Annotated in this window: 11 protein-coding genes, 2 pseudogenes and 1 riboswitch; of the genes and pseudogenes, 5 read left to right on the forward strand and 8 right to left on the reverse strand. The window is 71.7% G+C overall.

Annotation, left to right across the window (positions count from 1 at the left end; genetic code table 11):
• Positions 1-7 precede the first annotated feature (7 nt).
• From RLT59_RS01075 to RLT59_RS01095, 5 genes are all read right to left on the reverse strand, one after another.
• Positions 8-1,228, reverse strand: a complete 1,221-nt coding sequence (locus RLT59_RS01075; protein WP_311301594.1) for an LLM class flavin-dependent oxidoreductase — start codon at positions 1,226-1,228, stop codon at positions 8-10.
• A gap of 150 nt (positions 1,229-1,378) precedes the next feature.
• Positions 1,379-2,104 carry a GNAT family N-acetyltransferase gene (locus RLT59_RS01080; RefSeq protein WP_311307576.1) on the reverse strand — a complete coding sequence of 242 codons (726 nt, stop codon included), beginning with the start codon at positions 2,102-2,104 and terminating at the stop codon, positions 1,379-1,381.
• Positions 2,105-2,174: 70 nt separating this feature from the next.
• Positions 2,175-3,200, reverse strand: a complete 1,026-nt coding sequence (locus tag RLT59_RS01085) for an ABC transporter substrate-binding protein (protein ID WP_311301595.1) — start codon at positions 3,198-3,200, stop codon at positions 2,175-2,177.
• Between the two features lie 72 nt (positions 3,201-3,272).
• Entirely contained in the window at positions 3,273-4,124 is an 852-nt protein-coding gene (locus RLT59_RS01090; protein WP_311301596.1) for an amino acid ABC transporter ATP-binding protein, read from the reverse strand.
• Positions 4,121-5,125, reverse strand: coding sequence for an amino acid ABC transporter permease (locus tag RLT59_RS01095; protein ID WP_311301597.1), 1,005 nt, complete (start codon positions 5,123-5,125; stop codon positions 4,121-4,123). The genes RLT59_RS01090 and RLT59_RS01095 overlap by 4 nt, the downstream gene beginning before the upstream one ends.
• Before the next feature lie 555 nt (positions 5,126-5,680).
• A riboswitch (SAM riboswitch) is annotated at positions 5,681-5,827 on the forward strand.
• Positions 5,828-6,234: 407 nt separating this feature from the next.
• Between RLT59_RS01095 and RLT59_RS01100 the strand changes: the two genes are divergently transcribed.
• Positions 6,235-6,972 carry a glutathione S-transferase C-terminal domain-containing protein gene (locus RLT59_RS01100; protein ID WP_311301598.1) on the forward strand — a complete coding sequence of 246 codons (738 nt, stop codon included), beginning with the start codon at positions 6,235-6,237 and terminating at the stop codon, positions 6,970-6,972.
• Here RLT59_RS01100 and RLT59_RS01105 read toward each other — a convergent pair.
• A pseudogene (locus tag RLT59_RS01105) lies at positions 6,957-9,337 on the reverse strand (ATP-binding cassette domain-containing protein). The gene RLT59_RS01100 and the pseudogene RLT59_RS01105 overlap by 16 nt on opposite strands.
• Before the next feature lie 62 nt (positions 9,338-9,399).
• Complete coding sequence (locus RLT59_RS01110; protein WP_311301599.1) at positions 9,400-9,756, reverse strand: VOC family protein; 357 nt, start codon at positions 9,754-9,756, stop codon at positions 9,400-9,402.
• 275 nt (positions 9,757-10,031) lie between these two features.
• On the opposite strand from RLT59_RS01110, the gene RLT59_RS01115 reads away from it, so the two are divergent.
• The 3 genes and pseudogenes from RLT59_RS01115 (at position 10,032) to RLT59_RS01125 (ending at position 13,522) form a co-directional block, all read left to right on the forward strand.
• Positions 10,032-10,781, forward strand: a complete 750-nt coding sequence (locus RLT59_RS01115; RefSeq protein ID WP_311301600.1) for an IclR family transcriptional regulator — start codon at positions 10,032-10,034, stop codon at positions 10,779-10,781.
• Between the two features lie 343 nt (positions 10,782-11,124).
• A pseudogene (locus tag RLT59_RS01120) lies at positions 11,125-11,460 on the forward strand (ABC transporter ATP-binding protein); the annotation flags it as partial.
• A 526-nt stretch (positions 11,461-11,986) separates the two neighbouring features.
• Entirely contained in the window at positions 11,987-13,522 is a 1,536-nt protein-coding gene (locus tag RLT59_RS01125) for an ATP-binding cassette domain-containing protein (protein WP_399126805.1), read from the forward strand.
• Here the strand turns inward: RLT59_RS01125 and RLT59_RS01130 are convergent.
• Positions 13,495-14,100, reverse strand: a complete 606-nt coding sequence (locus RLT59_RS01130; protein ID WP_311301602.1) for a helix-turn-helix domain-containing protein — start codon at positions 14,098-14,100, stop codon at positions 13,495-13,497. The genes RLT59_RS01125 and RLT59_RS01130 overlap by 28 nt on opposite strands.
• Before the next feature lie 156 nt (positions 14,101-14,256).
• Here RLT59_RS01130 and RLT59_RS01135 point away from each other — a divergent pair, with 156 nt between their 5' ends.
• On the forward strand, positions 14,257-15,498 hold the full coding sequence (locus tag RLT59_RS01135) for a benzoate/H(+) symporter BenE family transporter (RefSeq protein WP_311301603.1): 1,242 nt from the start codon (positions 14,257-14,259) through the stop codon (positions 15,496-15,498).
• Positions 15,499-15,577: the final 79 nt, after the last annotated feature.

The raw sequence follows: 15,577 nt of genomic DNA on the forward strand, positions 1-15,577 counted from the left end.
TTCCGGCTCAGGCGGTCGCGGTGGCGGCGTAGCGGTTGGCGGGGCGGTTGAGCCCCAGCAGCCCGCGCAGGGTGTCGGCCTCGTAGGCCCGGCGGAAGGCGTTACGGCGCTGGAGCTCGGGGACCAGGCCCCGGGTGATCGCCGGAAGGTCGTGGCCGGCCACGGCGGGGCGCAGCCGGAAACCGGTCAGTCCGGCCGCCGCCAGGTCCTGGAGCAGATCGGCGAGCCCGGCGGGCGTTCCGGTGAAGACCGGGGCGTCGCTGGTGTACGGCTCGCCGGCGAGCTCGTCCAGGCGCTCCCGGCGGGCGGCGGCGGCCGCGGGGTCGTCGTCCAGGAAGACCACCAGGTCACCGAAGATGTGCACGGTCTCGTCGGCGCGGCCGGCCGCCGCCTGTTCGGTGCGGATCTCCTCGACGACGGCACGGGCCTCGCGGGCGTCGTGCGGGGTGACGTAGCCGATGTCGGCGGAGCGGGCCACCAGCCGGTACGGGACGGTGGCGTGCGCCAGGGCGCTGACGACCGGCTGGCCCTGGGGCGGCCGGGGGGTGATCGAGGGGCCCTTGACCCGGAAGTGCGTGCCCTCGAAGTCGATGTAGTGCAGCTTCGCGCGGTCGATGAAGCGTCCGGTGGTGACGTCCCGGATCTCGGCGTCGTCCTCCCAGCTGTCCCAGAGCCGCCGCACGACCTCGACGTAGTCGGCGGCCTCGTCGAACAGGCTGTGCACCAGTTCCCGGCCGGCGGGCGTGCGGTAGTCGTCGGCACCGAACGGCGGGAAGGTCCGGCGGCCGAAGTGTGCGGCCTCGTGCGCTCGGGCCGTGACCTGGAGGCGCAGGCCGGCGCGCCCGGTGCTCACGTAGTCGAGGGTGGCGATGGCCTTGGATATGTGGAACGGCTCCGTGTGGGTGGCGACCACCGTCGGGACGACCCCGATGTGCCGGGTCAGCGGGGCGACCCGCGCCGCGATGAGGACCGCGTCCAGCCGTCCGCGGACCTGGTCGGTGCGCCCGTCGGGCTCGGTGTAGGACGAGGACTGGAGGCCGAGCCCGTCCTCGATGGTCACGAGGTCGAGCAGTCCGCGTTCGGCCTCTGTGACCAGATCGGTCCAGTAGGCGGCGGTGAGGAGTTCACCGGGGCGGGCGACGGGTTCGCGCCAGGCGGCGGGGTGCCAGCCCGCGCCGTCCAGGGCCACGGCGAGATGCAGGGGAGAGGAAGAGGGTGAAGAGGACACGGGATCGGTGCCTTCCTGATCGACCGGACGATGAAGCCGGCCCCGGTACGGGGGCGGCTGCGAGGGCAACAGGTCAGGGGCGACAGAGTGCACCGGCGACGCGCAGGAGGCCGGCGTACCGATGCCGTCGGGGCGCGGGACGCGGCTGCCTCACCTCCGCTCCCCCGGGGCTCGGACGAGCAGGAACCGGGTGCGGCGGCGCAGGGTGAATCCGATCGACTCGTAGAGCCGGATCGCCCGGGTGTTGCCCGCTGCCGCGTGGAGGAAGGGGGTGTCGCCGCGCTCCCTGATGCCCGCCGCGACCGCGCGCACCAGCCGGGTGGCGAGGCCCCGGCCGCGGTGGTCCGGGTGGGTGCAGACGGCGCTGATCTCCGTCCAGCCCGGCGGGTGCAGGCGCTCGCCGGCGAGGGCGATCAGCCGCCCTCGGTCCCGGATGCCCAGGTAGTCGCCCAGTTCGATGGTGCGGGGCAGGAAGGGGCCCGGCTCCGTGAGGGCGATCAGGTCGAGGATCTCGGGCACGTCGCCGGGCCCCAGCTGTACCGCCTCGGGTGCGGGTTCTGCGTACAGGGCGGTGTCGACCAGCTGGACGCCGTCGCCGCCGCGTTCGACGGTCCAGCCGTCGGGCACCGTGCGCGCCCCGGAGACCGGGGTGACGGCGCCGGGTCCGACCAGGGCGGCCAGATCGTCCCAGGCCCGCGGGTCGGCGGGGTCCTCCAGGGCGCTGAACGGTGAGACTTCCGTGGGGTAGCGGGCGGCCCGGCCGACCCGCTCGGCGAGGTGGGCGTGCGGACCGGTCAGCGCGGCCCAGGCGGCGTTGTCCAGGATGTGCGGCGGCACCGCTCTCGATGGCGGGGCGTGATGGACGCTGGTGGACATGGTGGCGCGGGGCCTCCGTATCTGGGGCATGGGCGGGAGGTATCCGGACCCGACGGGGACGGGGCGCGGGTCAGGAGTTGTCGAGCGGCAGTCCGGGCGGGTCGACCAGGGAGGACGGCACAGCCTCGTTGGAGAGGTTCCAGGCGGCGAGCCACTTGGCGTACTGGCCGTTCTTGATCAGGTGGTTGATCGCGTCGGCGAGCGGCTTCGCGAGTCCGCTGTCCTTCTTCGCGGTTGCCGCGATCAGCCCCTGGAGGGTCGCGCCCGCGCCGGAGAACTTGCCCGCGCTGCGGGTCGGGTTGGGGGTCTTCGAGGTCTGCGTGATGTGGTACGCGATGCCGGGGTTGGGCCCGAAGGAGAGGTCGATCTTCCCGCTGGCCAGTGCCAGGGCCGTGGCGTTGTTGTCCTGGTAGTACTTGACGTCGAGCTTGCGGCCCTGCTTCGCCAGCTTCGCCTTCCACTCCAGCAGGATCCGCTCCTGGTTGGTGCCGGCGCTGACGGCGACGGTCCGCCCGGCCAGGTTCCGGTAGTCGCCGTCGAAGTTCCAGGTGTTCTTCTTCAGCGCCTCGAAGGCGAGGTTGTCCTGCCGGTAGGAGGCGAACTCGTACTTCTTCTTGCGCTCCTCGGTGTCGGTGACGTTCGACAGGGCCACGTCGACCTTGCCGCTGTCGATGCCGACGAACATGTTCTCCCAGGTCGAGTTCTTCAGCTCGGGCTCCAGCCCGAGGACCGCCGCGACCAGCCGGCCGAGATCGGGTTCGGCGCCGGTGAGGGTCTTCTGGTCCTCGCCCACGTACGCGAGGGGCGGGAATCCGGCGGGCAGCGCGCCCACGCCGATCACCAGCTTGCCGCGATCGGCCACCGACTTGGGCAGTTCGGCGCTGATCGACTTCACCTCCACCACCTTGAGCTGGGTCTCCTCGGCGGCGCCGTTGGAGAGCGCGCCGACGGTGACCGTTCCGGCCGGCGCACTGCCGGTCCTGGTCGCGGCGTCGCCGTCACCGCCGCACGCGGCGAGACCGGCGGCGAGCGAGGCGAACGCGGCGGAGGCGGCGATACCTCGGCGGAGTCTGCTGCGGAGGATGGGGGTACGCATGATGGCTGTCCTTGTCAGGTGCGATGAGGGTGTACGGAGGAGGAACATCGGCGGGCGGAACGGTCGGCGGGTTCAGAGCACCTTGCTCAGGAAGTCCCTGGTCCGCTCGTGCCTCGGGTGGTCGAGCACCTGCTCGGGCGGGCCCTGTTCGACGATCCGGCCGCCGTCCATGAAGACCACCCGGTCGGCGACCTCGCGGGCGAAGCCGATCTCGTGCGTGACGACCAGCAGGGTGGTGCCGCTGCCGGCCAGGTCCTTGATCACGGCCAGTACCTCGCCGACGAGTTCGGGGTCGAGCGCGGAGGTCGGCTCGTCGAAGAGGATGACCCCGGGCCGCAGGGCGAGGGCTCGGGCGATGGCCACGCGCTGCTGCTGTCCGCCGGACAGCTGGCGCGGATAGGCGGCTGCCCGGTCCCCGAGTCCCACCCGGTCGAGCAGGTCGCGGGCCAGCTCCCGGGACTCCGGCTTGGTGAGTCGCCCGGTCGCGACCGGGGCGGCGGCCACGTTGTCCAGCACGGTGAGGTGCGGGAAGAGGTTGAAGTTCTGGAAGACGAAACCGATCCGGCTGCGCTGCGTCAGGATGGCGCGCTCGCTCAGCTCCTTGAGACGCCCCCGGTGCCTGCGTACGCCGATCAGCTCGCCGTTCACACTGACATGACCGATCTCGGGCTTCTCCAGGTGGTTGATCACCCGCAGGAGAGTGGACTTCCCTGAGCCGGACGGCCCCAGGACAACGGTGACCTCCCCGGGACGCACGGTCAGCGCCACACCGTCGAGGACGCGCTGGGAGCCGTACCACTTGTGCACATCGTGCACCTCGACCGCGGCGGGGCGCGCCGGGGGCGCCGCAACTGCGTCGGCCTGGCCCGGTGTCCCGGCGGGATCGGCCGCTTCCGCTGTTCCGGTCGTCGTCTCCGCGGTCATATCGCCGTCTCCTTCCGGACCCGTGCCCGCAGATCGCCCAGGCCGGTCCGCAGCCTCTGCAGCGGCGTGGGCGGCAGGGTGCGCAGCGCGCCCCGCGAGTAGTACCGCTCGACGTAGAACTGGATGACGGACACCACGCTGGTGAGGATCAGGTACCAGGCGGTGGCGACCAGCAGCAGCGGCACGATGTCGCCGGGGTAGGTGCTGCCCATGCTCTGTACGGAGCCGAACAGGTCGAGCAGCGAGACGTAGAAGACCAGTGAGGTGCCCTTGATCAGGCCGATCAGCTGGTTGACGTAGTTCGGGGTGATGGAGCGCAGGGCCTGCGGGAAGACGATCTTCGCGAACCGGTACCGCTTCGGGAGGCCGAGGGCGGCTGCCGCCTCGTGCTGGCCCTGGTCGACGGAGAGGATGCCGCCGCGCACCACTTCGGAGGCGTAGGCCGCCTCGTTCAGACTGAGACCGATGACGGCGACGGCCATGTCGGTGGCGAGGCGTGATTCGTCGAAGCTGAAGAACGCCGGGCCGAACGGCACTCCCACGCTCAGCGTCCGGTAGAGCGCGCTGAAGTTGTAGAGGAACAGCAGGATCACGATCAGTGGGACCGACCGGAAGAGCCAGGTGTAGAGCCAGCTGACCGCGCGCAGCACAGGGCTCGGGGAGAGCCGGGCCAGGGCCAGCAGCACACCGCCGAGCAGCCCCAGAACGGCGCTGAACAGGGCGACTTCGAGCGTGACGAGCAGTCCGTCGAGGATGGTGGGCCGCAGGAACCAGTACCGGAACCGGTCCCACTGGTAGAAGGGATTGGCCACCAGGCCGTGGACGATCTGGGCGACCAGCACCAGCACGACGACGGTGACGATCCAGCGGCCGGGCCGCAGGAGCGGGCGGACCCGCTGCGGGACCTGCGGCTTCGGCACGACGGGTGGCCCGGGGCGGGGGGCCGCCTCGGCGGGCGGCGCTGACCCGGGGGACACAGCGACGCCGGGGGATTCACTCACGGTGGGCTCCAGCGGATGCGGACGGCCCGGACCGCGGACGGCAGCGCCTCACCACGCCGGTCGTCGGGAACGACGCGGCGGGGCACGGGCAGCACAGCGCGGAACAGGGGGCCGGGCGGGGAGAGGACGCACCGCGGCAGCGGTGGACGTCAGGGAGTCAGAGGGCCGTCAGCCTTGACGAAGAGCGCGACAAGCGGCGGTACACAGCGCGCTGTTGACACGCTGGAGGTCGACGGAGCGGTCCGCGCAGAGCAGGACGCGGCCTCGGGACCGCCAGGCAGCCATCCCCTCAGCTGCGTGCATCGCTCTCACCGTCACCGATCCGCCCCGCGGGGCCTCGCGCCTGCCGGACACCGTCCGGTACTCAACTGCGGCACCCCGCGGTGTGCTGGGGCGTCGGCCGGCGAGCCGGGGCGTATCGCCGCTGCCCGGAGCCGTTCCGCGCCGCAAGTTATGCATGGCCCGACAGGAATGTCAACGCGGGTGACCAACAGGCGAGATGGCCCCGGCGGCCTCCTTGACGGCGTCACCCGGCGCACCGAAACTGACGTGGACGGTCACGATTGTCAGCGCCCCCGTGCGGGATCCGTCCTGCTCACGGGGTCCATCGGCCCCGGCCCGCTGGCAGGCAACCCTTCCACCGCGACGGGGTGCCCCGGGTGACGACCGGGTCCCGCCGGTGTGGCGGGGCAAGCGTGGCCCCGCGTCTCGCGGGCCCCGGAGTCGGGACGGGTGGATTTTGTCCAGGAACGGCTTGACGAGGCGCCTGCACATCGATCTGCTGCGTGTCTCCAGCGCCTACTAACCCGGAATACCGGACGCGCACAGGTCCGCACGGTCGCGATGACGCGTACAGGTCCGCGCCGTCACGATGAGGCGCACGCCTCCGCGCTGTCGTGATCCGGCCCGGTGCGCGAGCGCAGCCGTTCCACATCCGGCCGCTGGTGCCCACAAGGCGACGGTGGCTTCCTCGTTCCCACAAGGATCTCCACAGGAGAGTCATGCCCGAGACAGCTTCGCGCAGTTCCAGCACAGGCAACTCCATCACGTGCGGCTCGATCTCATCCGGCCCGAGTCCGTGCGCCACGCATCCCCGTCCCACCATCGCCGTGCCGTCCTCCCGTATCCACAGCCGTATCGGGGTCGGTCTGGCCGGCGGCTTCTATCCCGCTCCGCACCGCTACGAGCTGTTCCTGTCGGCGGGTTGTCCGCGCTCGCTGCGTATCTCGATCACCCTCGGCCTGCTCGGTCTCCGGGACTCGGTCGCTACCACGTTCCTGGGGCACCCAACCGTGACACCCAAGGCGTATGCCTCGCTGCGCGGCGCGTACGAGGCCACGCTGCACCATTACGACGGGCCGCTGACGGCGCCCGCGCTGTGCGACCGGTGGAGCGGGCGCATCGTCAGCAACCACACGCCCGACATACTCCGCGATCTCGCGGGGCTGCTCTCCGGCCATGACGAGGCCTGCCCCTCGGCGCTGCGCCCTCCGGAGCTCGCCGAGGGCATCGAGGCCCTACGCGAGCTGCTGAACCGGGACGTCACCCCGCACGCGGGGTCTTCCGCGCGGTCGGCGGCCCTGGATCTGCTGGACGGGTCCCTCGCCCGGCGGCCCTACGCGCTGGGCGAGGAGCTGACGGCCGGGGATGTCGACCTGTGGGTGGCGCTCGTCCATCTCGGCCCGGTCGGCGCCCTGGGCGACCGCCCCCGGCTCAAGGAGTACGTACGCCGCCTCTGCGGCCACCCCGCCTTCCCGGAGACACCGGAGGTGCCGGGGGCTCCGGGAATTCCGGACCTGCCGGGCGGGATGGCCGTCGTCGACCCGCTGCCTCAGGCTCTCACGTAGGCCGCGAGGTGCTCGCCGGTGAGGGTGGAGCGGTCCGCGACCAGGTCGTCGGGGGTGCCCTCGAAGACGAGCCTGCCGCCGTCGTGACCGGCGCCGGGGCCCAGGTCGATGATCCAGTCGGCGTGCGCCATGACCGCCTGGTGGTGCTCGATCACGATGACGGACTTCCCGGAGTCCACCAGCCGGTCGAGCAGGCCGAGCAGCTGCTCGACGTCTGCGAGGTGCAGGCCGGTGGTCGGTTCGTCGAGGACGTAGATCCCGCCCTTCTCGCCCATGTGCGTGGCCAGCTTGAGCCGTTGTAGCTCACCGCCGGACAGGGTGGTGAGCGGCTGGCCCAGGCTGAGGTAGCCGAGCCCGACGTCGGCCAGTCTGTCGAGGATGCGGTGGGCGGCCGGGGTGTGTGCCTCGCCGCTGCCGAAGAACTCCTCGGCCTCGGTCACCGACATCGCCAGCACCTCGCTGATGTCACGGCCGCCGAGACGGTATTCGAGCACCGAGGCCAGGAACCGCTTCCCCTCGCACTCCTCGCAGACGGTGGCGACGCCCGCCATCATCGCGAGGTCGGTGTAGACGACCCCGACGCCGTTGCAGCCGGGGCAGGCGCCCTCGGAGTTGGCGCTGAACAGGGCCGGCTTCACGTCGTTGGCCTTGGCGAACGCCTTGCGGATCGGGTCGAGCAGCCCGGTGTACGTCGCGGGGTTGCTCCGTCGCGAGCCGCGGATCGCGCCCTGGTCGATCGACACCACCCCGTCGAGCCCGGAGACCGAGCCGTGGATCAGTGAGCTCTTGCCGGAGCCGGCGACGCCGGTGACCACGGTGAGGACGCCGAGCGGGATGTCGACGTCGCGCAGGTTGTTCGTGTCCGCGCCCCGGACCTCCAGGGCGCCGGTGGGCTTGCGCCGGGTGTCCTTGAGGGTGGCCCGGTCGTCGAAGTGACGGCCGGTGACGGTGTCCCCGGCCCGCAGCCCCTCGACGGTGCCTTCGAAGCAGACGGTTCCGCCCGCCGTACCCGCGCCGGGGCCGAGGTCGACGACATGGTCCGCGATGGCGATCGTCTCCGGCTTGTGCTCCACGACGAGCACCGTGTTGCCCTTGTCGCGCAGGCACAGCAGCAGCCTGTTCATCCGCTGGATGTCATGGGGGGTGCAGGCCGGCGGTGGGCTCGTCGAAGACGTAGGTGACGTCGGTGGGGGGTGGAGCCGAGGTGGCGGATCATCTTGACGCGCTGTGCCTCGCCGCCCGACAGCGTGCCCGTCGGCCGGTCGAGCGCGAGGTAGCCGAGGCCGATCTATACGAACGAGTCGAGGGTCTGCCGCAGCGCGGTGAGCAGCGGTGCGACGGAGGGCTCGTCGAGGTCGCGGACCCAGGCGGCGAGATCGCTGGTCTGCATCGCGCAGGCGTCGGCGATGTTGATCCGCTTGATCTTCGAGGACCGGGCGCCCTCGCTGAGCCGGGTGCCGTCGCACTCGGGGCAGGTGGTGAAGGTGACCGCGCGCTCCACGAACGCCCGGATGTGGGGTTGCAGCGCTTCCTTGTCCTTGGACAGGAACGACTTCTGGATCTTGGGGATCAGGGCTTCGTAGGTGAGGTTGACGCCCTCGACCTTGACCTTGACCGGCCCCCGGTAGAGGAAGTCCCGCATCTCCTTCTTGGTGAACTCACGGATCGGCTTGTCGGGGTCCAGCAGGCCCGATTCCGCGTAGACCCGGACGGTCCAGAAGCTGTCGGACTTCCAGCCGGGGATGGTGAAGGCGCCCTCGGAGAGCGATTTGGAGTCGCCGTAGAGCTGGGTGAGGCCGATGTCGGAGACGCTGCCCCGGCCCTCGCAGCGCGTGCACATGCCGCCGGTGCGGTTGAAGGTCGCCTTCACCGCCTTCTTCGCGCCGCGCTCGACGGTGATGGCCCCGCTCGCCCGGACCGAGGGAACGTTGAAGGCGTACGCGCCGGGCGGGCCGATGTGCGGCTTCCCGAGGCGGCTGAAGAGGATCCGCAGCATCGCGTTGGCGTCGGTGGCCGTGCTGACCGTGGAACGCGGATCGGCGCCCAGTCTCCGCTGGTCGACGATGATCGCGGTGGTCAGTCCGTCCAGGACGTCGACCTCCGGCCGCGCCTGCGTCGGCATGAAGCCCTGGACGAAGGCGCTGTACGTCTCGTTGATCAGCCGCTACGACTCCGCGGCGATCGTGTTGAACACCAGCGAGGTCTTGCCCGAGCCGGAGACCCCGGTGAAGACCGTGAGCCGCCGCTTCGGGATCTCGATGCTGACGTCCTTGAGGTTGTTCACGCGCGCGCCGTGCACGCGGATCACATCGTGGACGTCGGCAGCGTGCGGCGCGGGCGACGCCGCGCCCTTCCTGGTGGCCATGGTTGTCGGTTCTCCATCTGTCTGTCGGCCGGTAGGTCGGGCCATGATGACGTGATCGCGGCTCAGCTGTCCTGGAGCAGCCCGAGGACGTTGCCGTCGGGGTCCGTGAAGGTGGCCACCAGGCGGCCGCCGCCGACATCGTGCGCGGGCTCCTTCACGGTGGCGCCCGCGGCCGTCACCTCGGCCAGCTTCGCCTCGATGTCGGGCACCTCCCAGTAGCTCACGGGCGAGGCCATGCCCTCTCCTCCCCCGTCCGGTACCAGCCCGACGTGCTGGCCCCCGGCCTCGTAACCGACGTAGTAGGGCGCGTCCGCCGTCGGCGCCACGCCCAGCAGGGCCGTGTACAGCGCCTTGGCGGCTGCCAGGTCGGACACGGGATGCAGAACGGTCTTGATTCCCTGAGTGGCAGAGCCGGTCATGGTCGCTCCTGTGGTTCGTGGGGCGCATCGTCCCCGTGCGGACGTTCGCGCCGGGGTACGGGCCCGGCGGTCGCGGGCGGCGCGCGGTGTCCGTGCGCTCGGTGTCTGGCCATCACGCTAGCCGCGGCCCGGTGACCTCGCTTCTCCATTCCTGACCGGTCCGCGGGGCCGTCCGTGACGCGGCCGCGGCCCTTCGCCCGCCCGCACGCGTCCCAGGTCAGGGCTGTGCGCAGGACGTATTGCCACCTTCCGGCACCGGGTCCATGCTTATGTGCATGGGTGACGAGGCCGGCCCCGAGCTCATCGCGTATGTCGAGCGCGCCCTGCGAGTGATGGAGGCGGCAGGGGCGCACTCGTCGGATGTCCCTGTGCGGCAGCTGGCCCGGGAGGCGGGTCTGCCGATGGCCACCGTCGAGCGGCTGCTGAGGGTGCTCGCGCGGGACGGCTACCTGACCGAGCCGGCCGACGGCGTGTTCACTCTCCCCGCGGAACGCCTGTCACCGGGCGCCGGGCGCGGGCTGCCCAACCGCATCCGGCCGGTCCTGAAGACCTTGCGGGACGATCTCTCGGCCGCGGTCTACCTGACGTTGTACGAGGAGGGCGAGATCCGGGTCATGGAGATCGTCGACAGCGCCCGCGCGCCGCGTGTGGACCTGTGGGTCGGGTTCCAGGACGCCGGGCACGCCACGGCTCTCGGGAAGAGCGTGCTGCGGGAACTGGACGGGGCGGCGCGCGCCGAGTACTTCTCCCGGCACCCGCTGACCGACCTCACGCCCCGCACCATCACGCGCAGGGAGGAGTTGCTGCGGCAGCTCGACTCGCCGCCGGCGCCGCCGGTCGTCATGGATCGGGAGGAGTACGCGCGGGGTACGACCTGCATAGCCGTGCCCGTGTACAGCGGTGACCAGATCGGTTCGCTCGGCATCTCCTTCCGGTCGGACCGGATGTACCGGACCACCCAGGTCAGGGCCGGGCTGCTGTCCACGGCGATGCGCGTCACCATGGGCCTCTCGCTTCCCGACTGAGCCCCGCTGAGCGGGGGTTCGAGGGCATTCCGTGGCGTGCGCCCACGGCCGTGAGCCGACTGCGTACCGGACTCGCCGCCCGCGTGGGCCCGCCCCGGTGCGGGGCGGCGTTGCCCGGGAGGCCCGGTGGCGGGCCGCCTGCTAGGGTGATCACGCTGTTCAGCATGTACGGAGGAGATCAGACATGGCGGGTGACGACGACATCTCCGGGTGATACCCGGAGCTGACGGCCACCGGCGGGCGCCCAGGAGCGCAGCCGAAGTGGCCATGTCGTTGTTCCCTCTGTCCACTGCCCCGGGGCCGCACTCCGTGCTGTCCCGGAATCAGCCGCGAGGTCTCCCGCATGTCCGACGCTTCCATCATCTGCTCGGGTCTCTCCTTCTCCTGGCCCGACGACACCCCCGTCTTCCACTCGGTGGGCGGCGCCCTCGGCTACCTTCCGCAGAGCCTGCCCCTGACCGGTGATCTGACGGAGGCCGAGGTCCTGGGGATCGACGCCGTGATCCGTGCCCTCGACGCCGTCGAATCCGGCGATGTGGGCGAGGACCACTTCGCGGTGATCGGTGACGACTGGGCCATCGAGGAGCGCACCCGCGCCCAATTGGACCGGCTCGGCCTGGCCGGTATCGCGCTCGACCGGAACATCGGCACGCTCAGCGGCGGGCAGGTCGTCTCCCTCGGCCTGGCGGCCCAGTTGCTGAAGCGGCCCGATGTACTGCTGCTCGACGAGCCGACCAACAATCTGGACCTCGGAGCCCGGCACTCGCTCTATGACGCGCTCGACGCGTGGGGCGGCACCCTGCCGCTCGTCAGCCACGACCGTGCGCTGCTCGGCCGCATGGACCGCATCGCTGAACTCGGCAGCGACGAACTGCGCCTCTACGGGGGCACCTTCACCGCCTACGAGGAAGCCGTTCGGGCCGAGCAGGAGGTGGCGGAGAAGAACGTGCGCAACGCCGAGCAGGAACTGAAGCGGGAGAAGCGGGAAATACAGCAGGCCCGCGAGCGCGCCGAGCGCCGGGCGAGCAACGCGGCCCGCAATCTCAAGAACGCCGACCTCCCGCGCATCTTCGCGGGGAACATGAAGCGTGGCGCCCAGGAGTCCGCGGGCCGGGCAGACCCATGCCGCCCGGGTGGGCGAGGCCAGGGCGCGGCTGGACGAAGCCGGTCGCGCGGTACGCGACGAGCAGCGCATCACCCTCGAACTGCCGGACACCGTCGTCCCCGCCGGACGCACCGTCCTGCTCGCCGAGCGGGTGCGGGTGCGCCTCGGCGGACGGGAGCAGTTCACCGGGGAGGGTGTCGACCTGACGATCCGAGGCCCGGAGCGCATCGCGCTCACCGGCCCCAACGGTGCCGGAGAAAGCACCGTGTTGCGTCTGATCAACGGCGAACTCCAGCCGGAGGCAGGCGAGATCAGGAGGTCCGAAGGACGGATCGCCTATCTGTCGCAGCGGCTCGACCTGCTCGACCTCGACCGCTCGGTGGCGGAGAACTTCGCCGCGTCCGCCCCGCACCGGCCGGAGGCGGAACGGATGAACCTGCTCGCACGCTTCCTGTTCCGGGGCGACAGCGCCCACCTGCCCGTCAGGGCACTGTCCGGTGGCGAGCGCCTGCGGGCCACCCTCGCCTGTGTCCTGTGCGGCGAGCCGGCCCCGCAACTGCTGCTCCTGGACGAGCCGACCAACCACCTAGACGACGAGGCCGCCGCCTTCGTGGAGGAGCAGCTGCGCGGGATGCCGGGGCCCGTCGTGATCGCCAGTCACGACCGGGCGTTCCTGGACGCGGTCTGCACGGATCTGATCGATCTGGATCCGGCCGTCGACGGTCCCGTGCGGTACGGCGGGGGCTACAGCGCCTACCTTGCCGTGAAGCGGGCGGAGCGGGCGCGCTGGGAACGGCGTCACGCAGAGGAGCAGCAGGAGATCGAGGCGCTGCGCCGCTCGGCGGACGTGACGGCGCGGCAGGTCGCACCGGACCGGGGTCCGAGGGACAGCGAGAAGATGGGGTACGGCCTGCGGGCGGGCCGGGTGCAGAGCCAGATCGCGCGCCGGGTCCGCAACGCCTCGCGGCGACTGGCGGAGCTGGAGCGCCGTCGGGCCGGAGAGCCTCCGCAGCCTTTGCGGTTCCGGCACTCGGGGCTCGCGGACGCGTCGGCGGAGGGCACTCTCGTGTCCCTGCGCGGGGTGCGGGTGCCGGGGCGCCTGGCGGTCGACCGGCTCGATGTGGCGGCGACCGAACGGCTGCTGGTCACGGGCGGCAACGGGGCGGGGAAGTCGACGCTACTCGCCGTGCTCGCGGGGCGCCTGACCCCGCAGGGCCAGGTGAGCAGGCGGCCGGGGCTGACGGTCGGACTGCTCGCACAGGACACCCGGTTCGCCCGGCCGGACCGTACCGTCCGTGACACGTACGAACGCGCCCTGGGCGCGGACCGGGCCGAGGAGGTGCCGCTCACCTCGCTCGGCCTGATGCACGAGGCGGATCTGGACAAGCAGGTGGGGCGGCTGTCGGCCGGCCAGCGCCGCAGGCTCGCGCTGGCCCTGCTGACGGCCCGGCCTCCGCAGCTCCTGCTGCTCGACGAGCCCACCAACCATCTGTCCCCGCTGCTCTGCGACGAGTTGGAGGAGGCGTTGGGCACGGGCCCCGGCGCCGTCGTGCTGGCCAGTCATGACCGCTGGCTGCGCGAGCGCTGGCAGGGCTGCGGCATCCGGCTTCAGCCGGAGCGGGCCGCCGTCGGGTAGCGCACGAAGAGGATGCCGTGCACGTCGGCCTCCGGTGCGCGGTAGATGTGGGGGATGTCGGCCCGCCACCGCGCGGACGCACCGGGGCCGACCGTCCGGGTATCGTGCGGCGGGCCGACGACCGCGGTGCCCGTCAGCACCATCAGGCTCTCCCCCGTGCCGGGGACGTGCGCCTCCGACTCCTGGGTCGCGCCCGCCCGGATGATCACCCGGAAGACATCGGTGACGGCTGACGCGTCCTCGTGCCGCTCCAGCAGAACCGCGGTGACGGCGCTGCCGGAGACCCCGGGGAGGCTGCCGTCGGGGCCGCCACCGAACACCGCTCCGGCGCCCGGTTCCGGACCGGGGCGACCGGGGCTGCCTTTCGGCGGCGGATCGCTGAGCAGCGCGCTGAGCGGCCGGCCTAGCGCGATGGCGAGTGCGTACAGGGTCTCCAGGGTGGGGTTGCGCCGGCCGCTCTCCAGCTCGGAGAGCGTGCCCTTTCCGACCCGCGAGCGCCGGGACAACTCCGAGAGGGACAGTTCCTGTTGGTGCCGGAGCGCCCGCAGCCGGCGCCCCACGTCCTCGTTCAGCCCCATCGGCGTCCACCCACCTCCATTCCCGGTTGACGGGTGTCAGCCCGCCTCTCTACTGTTCCATAAACAGAACGTTCCGTATACGGAACACGCTCGCGGCACGCCGGTCCCGTCGCTGGTCAACGGCGTCCCGCACCGCACAGGGGAAGTGGCTCACTCATGTTCGTGATCGCCCGCATTCGCTCGGCCGCGCCGCCCTCGGCCGTGGCCGCCGGACTGATCGCCGTCATGGTCGGGGTCACCAGCTCCGCGGCCCTGGTCTTCACCGCGGCGAAGGCCGCCGGGGCGGACTCGCGCGAGATCTCCTCCTGGATGCTCGCGCTCGGCGTCGGCCTGGCCTGCACCTGCGTCGGCCTGTCGCTGCGCTACCGGGCCCCCGTCGTCACCGCGTGGTCGACGCCCGGTGCGGCGCTCCTCGCGACCGGCCTCAGTGGTGTCTCCATGCCCCAGGCGGTCGGCGCGTTCGTCTTCTCCGGGGTGCTCATCCTGCTGAGCGGGGTGACCGGCTGGTTCAGCCGCCTCATGGGCCGCATCCCGGTACCGCTGGCGGCCGCACTGCTGGCGGGGGTCCTGCTGCGGTTCGGCACCGGCCTGTTCAGCACGATGCACGGCAGTTTCGCGGTCGCCTTCCCGATGTTCGTGCTCTATCTGCTGGGGCGGCGCCTGCTCCCCCGGTACGCGGTGCTGCTGGCACTCGGCGCCGGGGTGGTGGCCACCCTGTTCACCGGCGGCTGGCAGCCGGACAAGGTCCGGTTCGCCCTGGCCACCCCGGTGTTCGTCACCCCGGAGTTCGACTGGAAGGTGCTCGTCAGCGTCGGCGCCCCGCTGTTCGTGGTCACGATGGCGTCCCAGAACCTTCCCGGGGTGGCGGTGATCCGGGGCGCCGGCTACGACGTACCGGTGTCCCCGCTGATGACGTGGACCGGGGCGGCCAACGCCGTACTGGCACCGTTCGGCGCGTTCGGCCTCAACCTCGCCGCCATCACGGCCGCCATCTGCACGGGCGAGGAGGCCCACCCGGACCGCGACAAGCGCTACCTCGCAGCGGTCTGGGCGGGGGTCTTCTACCTCTGCGTGGGACTGCTCGGCGCGACCGTCGCCTCGCTCCTGACCGCGATGCCGCACGCGCTGGTCCTGGCGATCGCCGGAATCGGCCTGCTCGCCACCATCGAGTCCTCCCTGTTTACGGCCCTGGCCGACAAGTCGTCCAGGGAGGCGGCGATCGTGACCTTCCTCGCCACGGCCTCCGGGGTGACGCTCCTGGGCATCGGCTCGGCCTTCTGGGGGCTGCTGGCGGGCCTGATCACCAGCGCAATCGCCTCGCTGGGGCGGACCGGCCGCGACACCCCCGCCCCGGCCCCCGAGCCGGAACCCTCACCGCGCGAACTCCGCGTCCCGTAGAGCCGGCCGGGGCCGGTACCCGGCAGACCGGCCGCGTGCGCGGCGGCCCCTGTCCTGTCCGTGGAACGGAGTTGCCGCG

The organism is Streptomyces sp. ITFR-6 (assembly GCF_031844725.1).
In the GTDB taxonomy this organism is placed as follows: Bacteria; Actinomycetota; Actinomycetes; order Streptomycetales; family Streptomycetaceae; genus Streptomyces.

What these genes read in the sequence shown, in the direction of transcription:
- RLT59_RS01080 (WP_311307576.1), bottom strand. Translation starts at nt 2,104, where the DNA reads ATGTCCACCAGCGTCCATCACGCCCCGCCATCGAGAGCGGTGCCGCCG.
- RLT59_RS01085 (WP_311301595.1), bottom strand. Translation starts at nt 3,200, where the DNA reads ATGCGTACCCCCATCCTCCGCAGCAGACTCCGCCGAGGTATCGCCGCC.
- RLT59_RS01090 (WP_311301596.1), bottom strand. Translation starts at nt 4,124, where the DNA reads ATGACCGCGGAGACGACGACCGGAACAGCGGAAGCGGCCGATCCCGCC.
- RLT59_RS01110 (WP_311301599.1), bottom strand. Translation starts at nt 9,756, where the DNA reads ATGACCGGCTCTGCCACTCAGGGAATCAAGACCGTTCTGCATCCCGTG.
- RLT59_RS01115 (WP_311301600.1), top strand. Translation starts at nt 10,032, where the DNA reads ATGGGTGACGAGGCCGGCCCCGAGCTCATCGCGTATGTCGAGCGCGCC.
- RLT59_RS01130 (WP_311301602.1), bottom strand. Translation starts at nt 14,100, where the DNA reads ATGGGGCTGAACGAGGACGTGGGGCGCCGGCTGCGGGCGCTCCGGCAC.
- RLT59_RS01135 (WP_311301603.1), top strand. Translation starts at nt 14,257, where the DNA reads ATGTTCGTGATCGCCCGCATTCGCTCGGCCGCGCCGCCCTCGGCCGTG.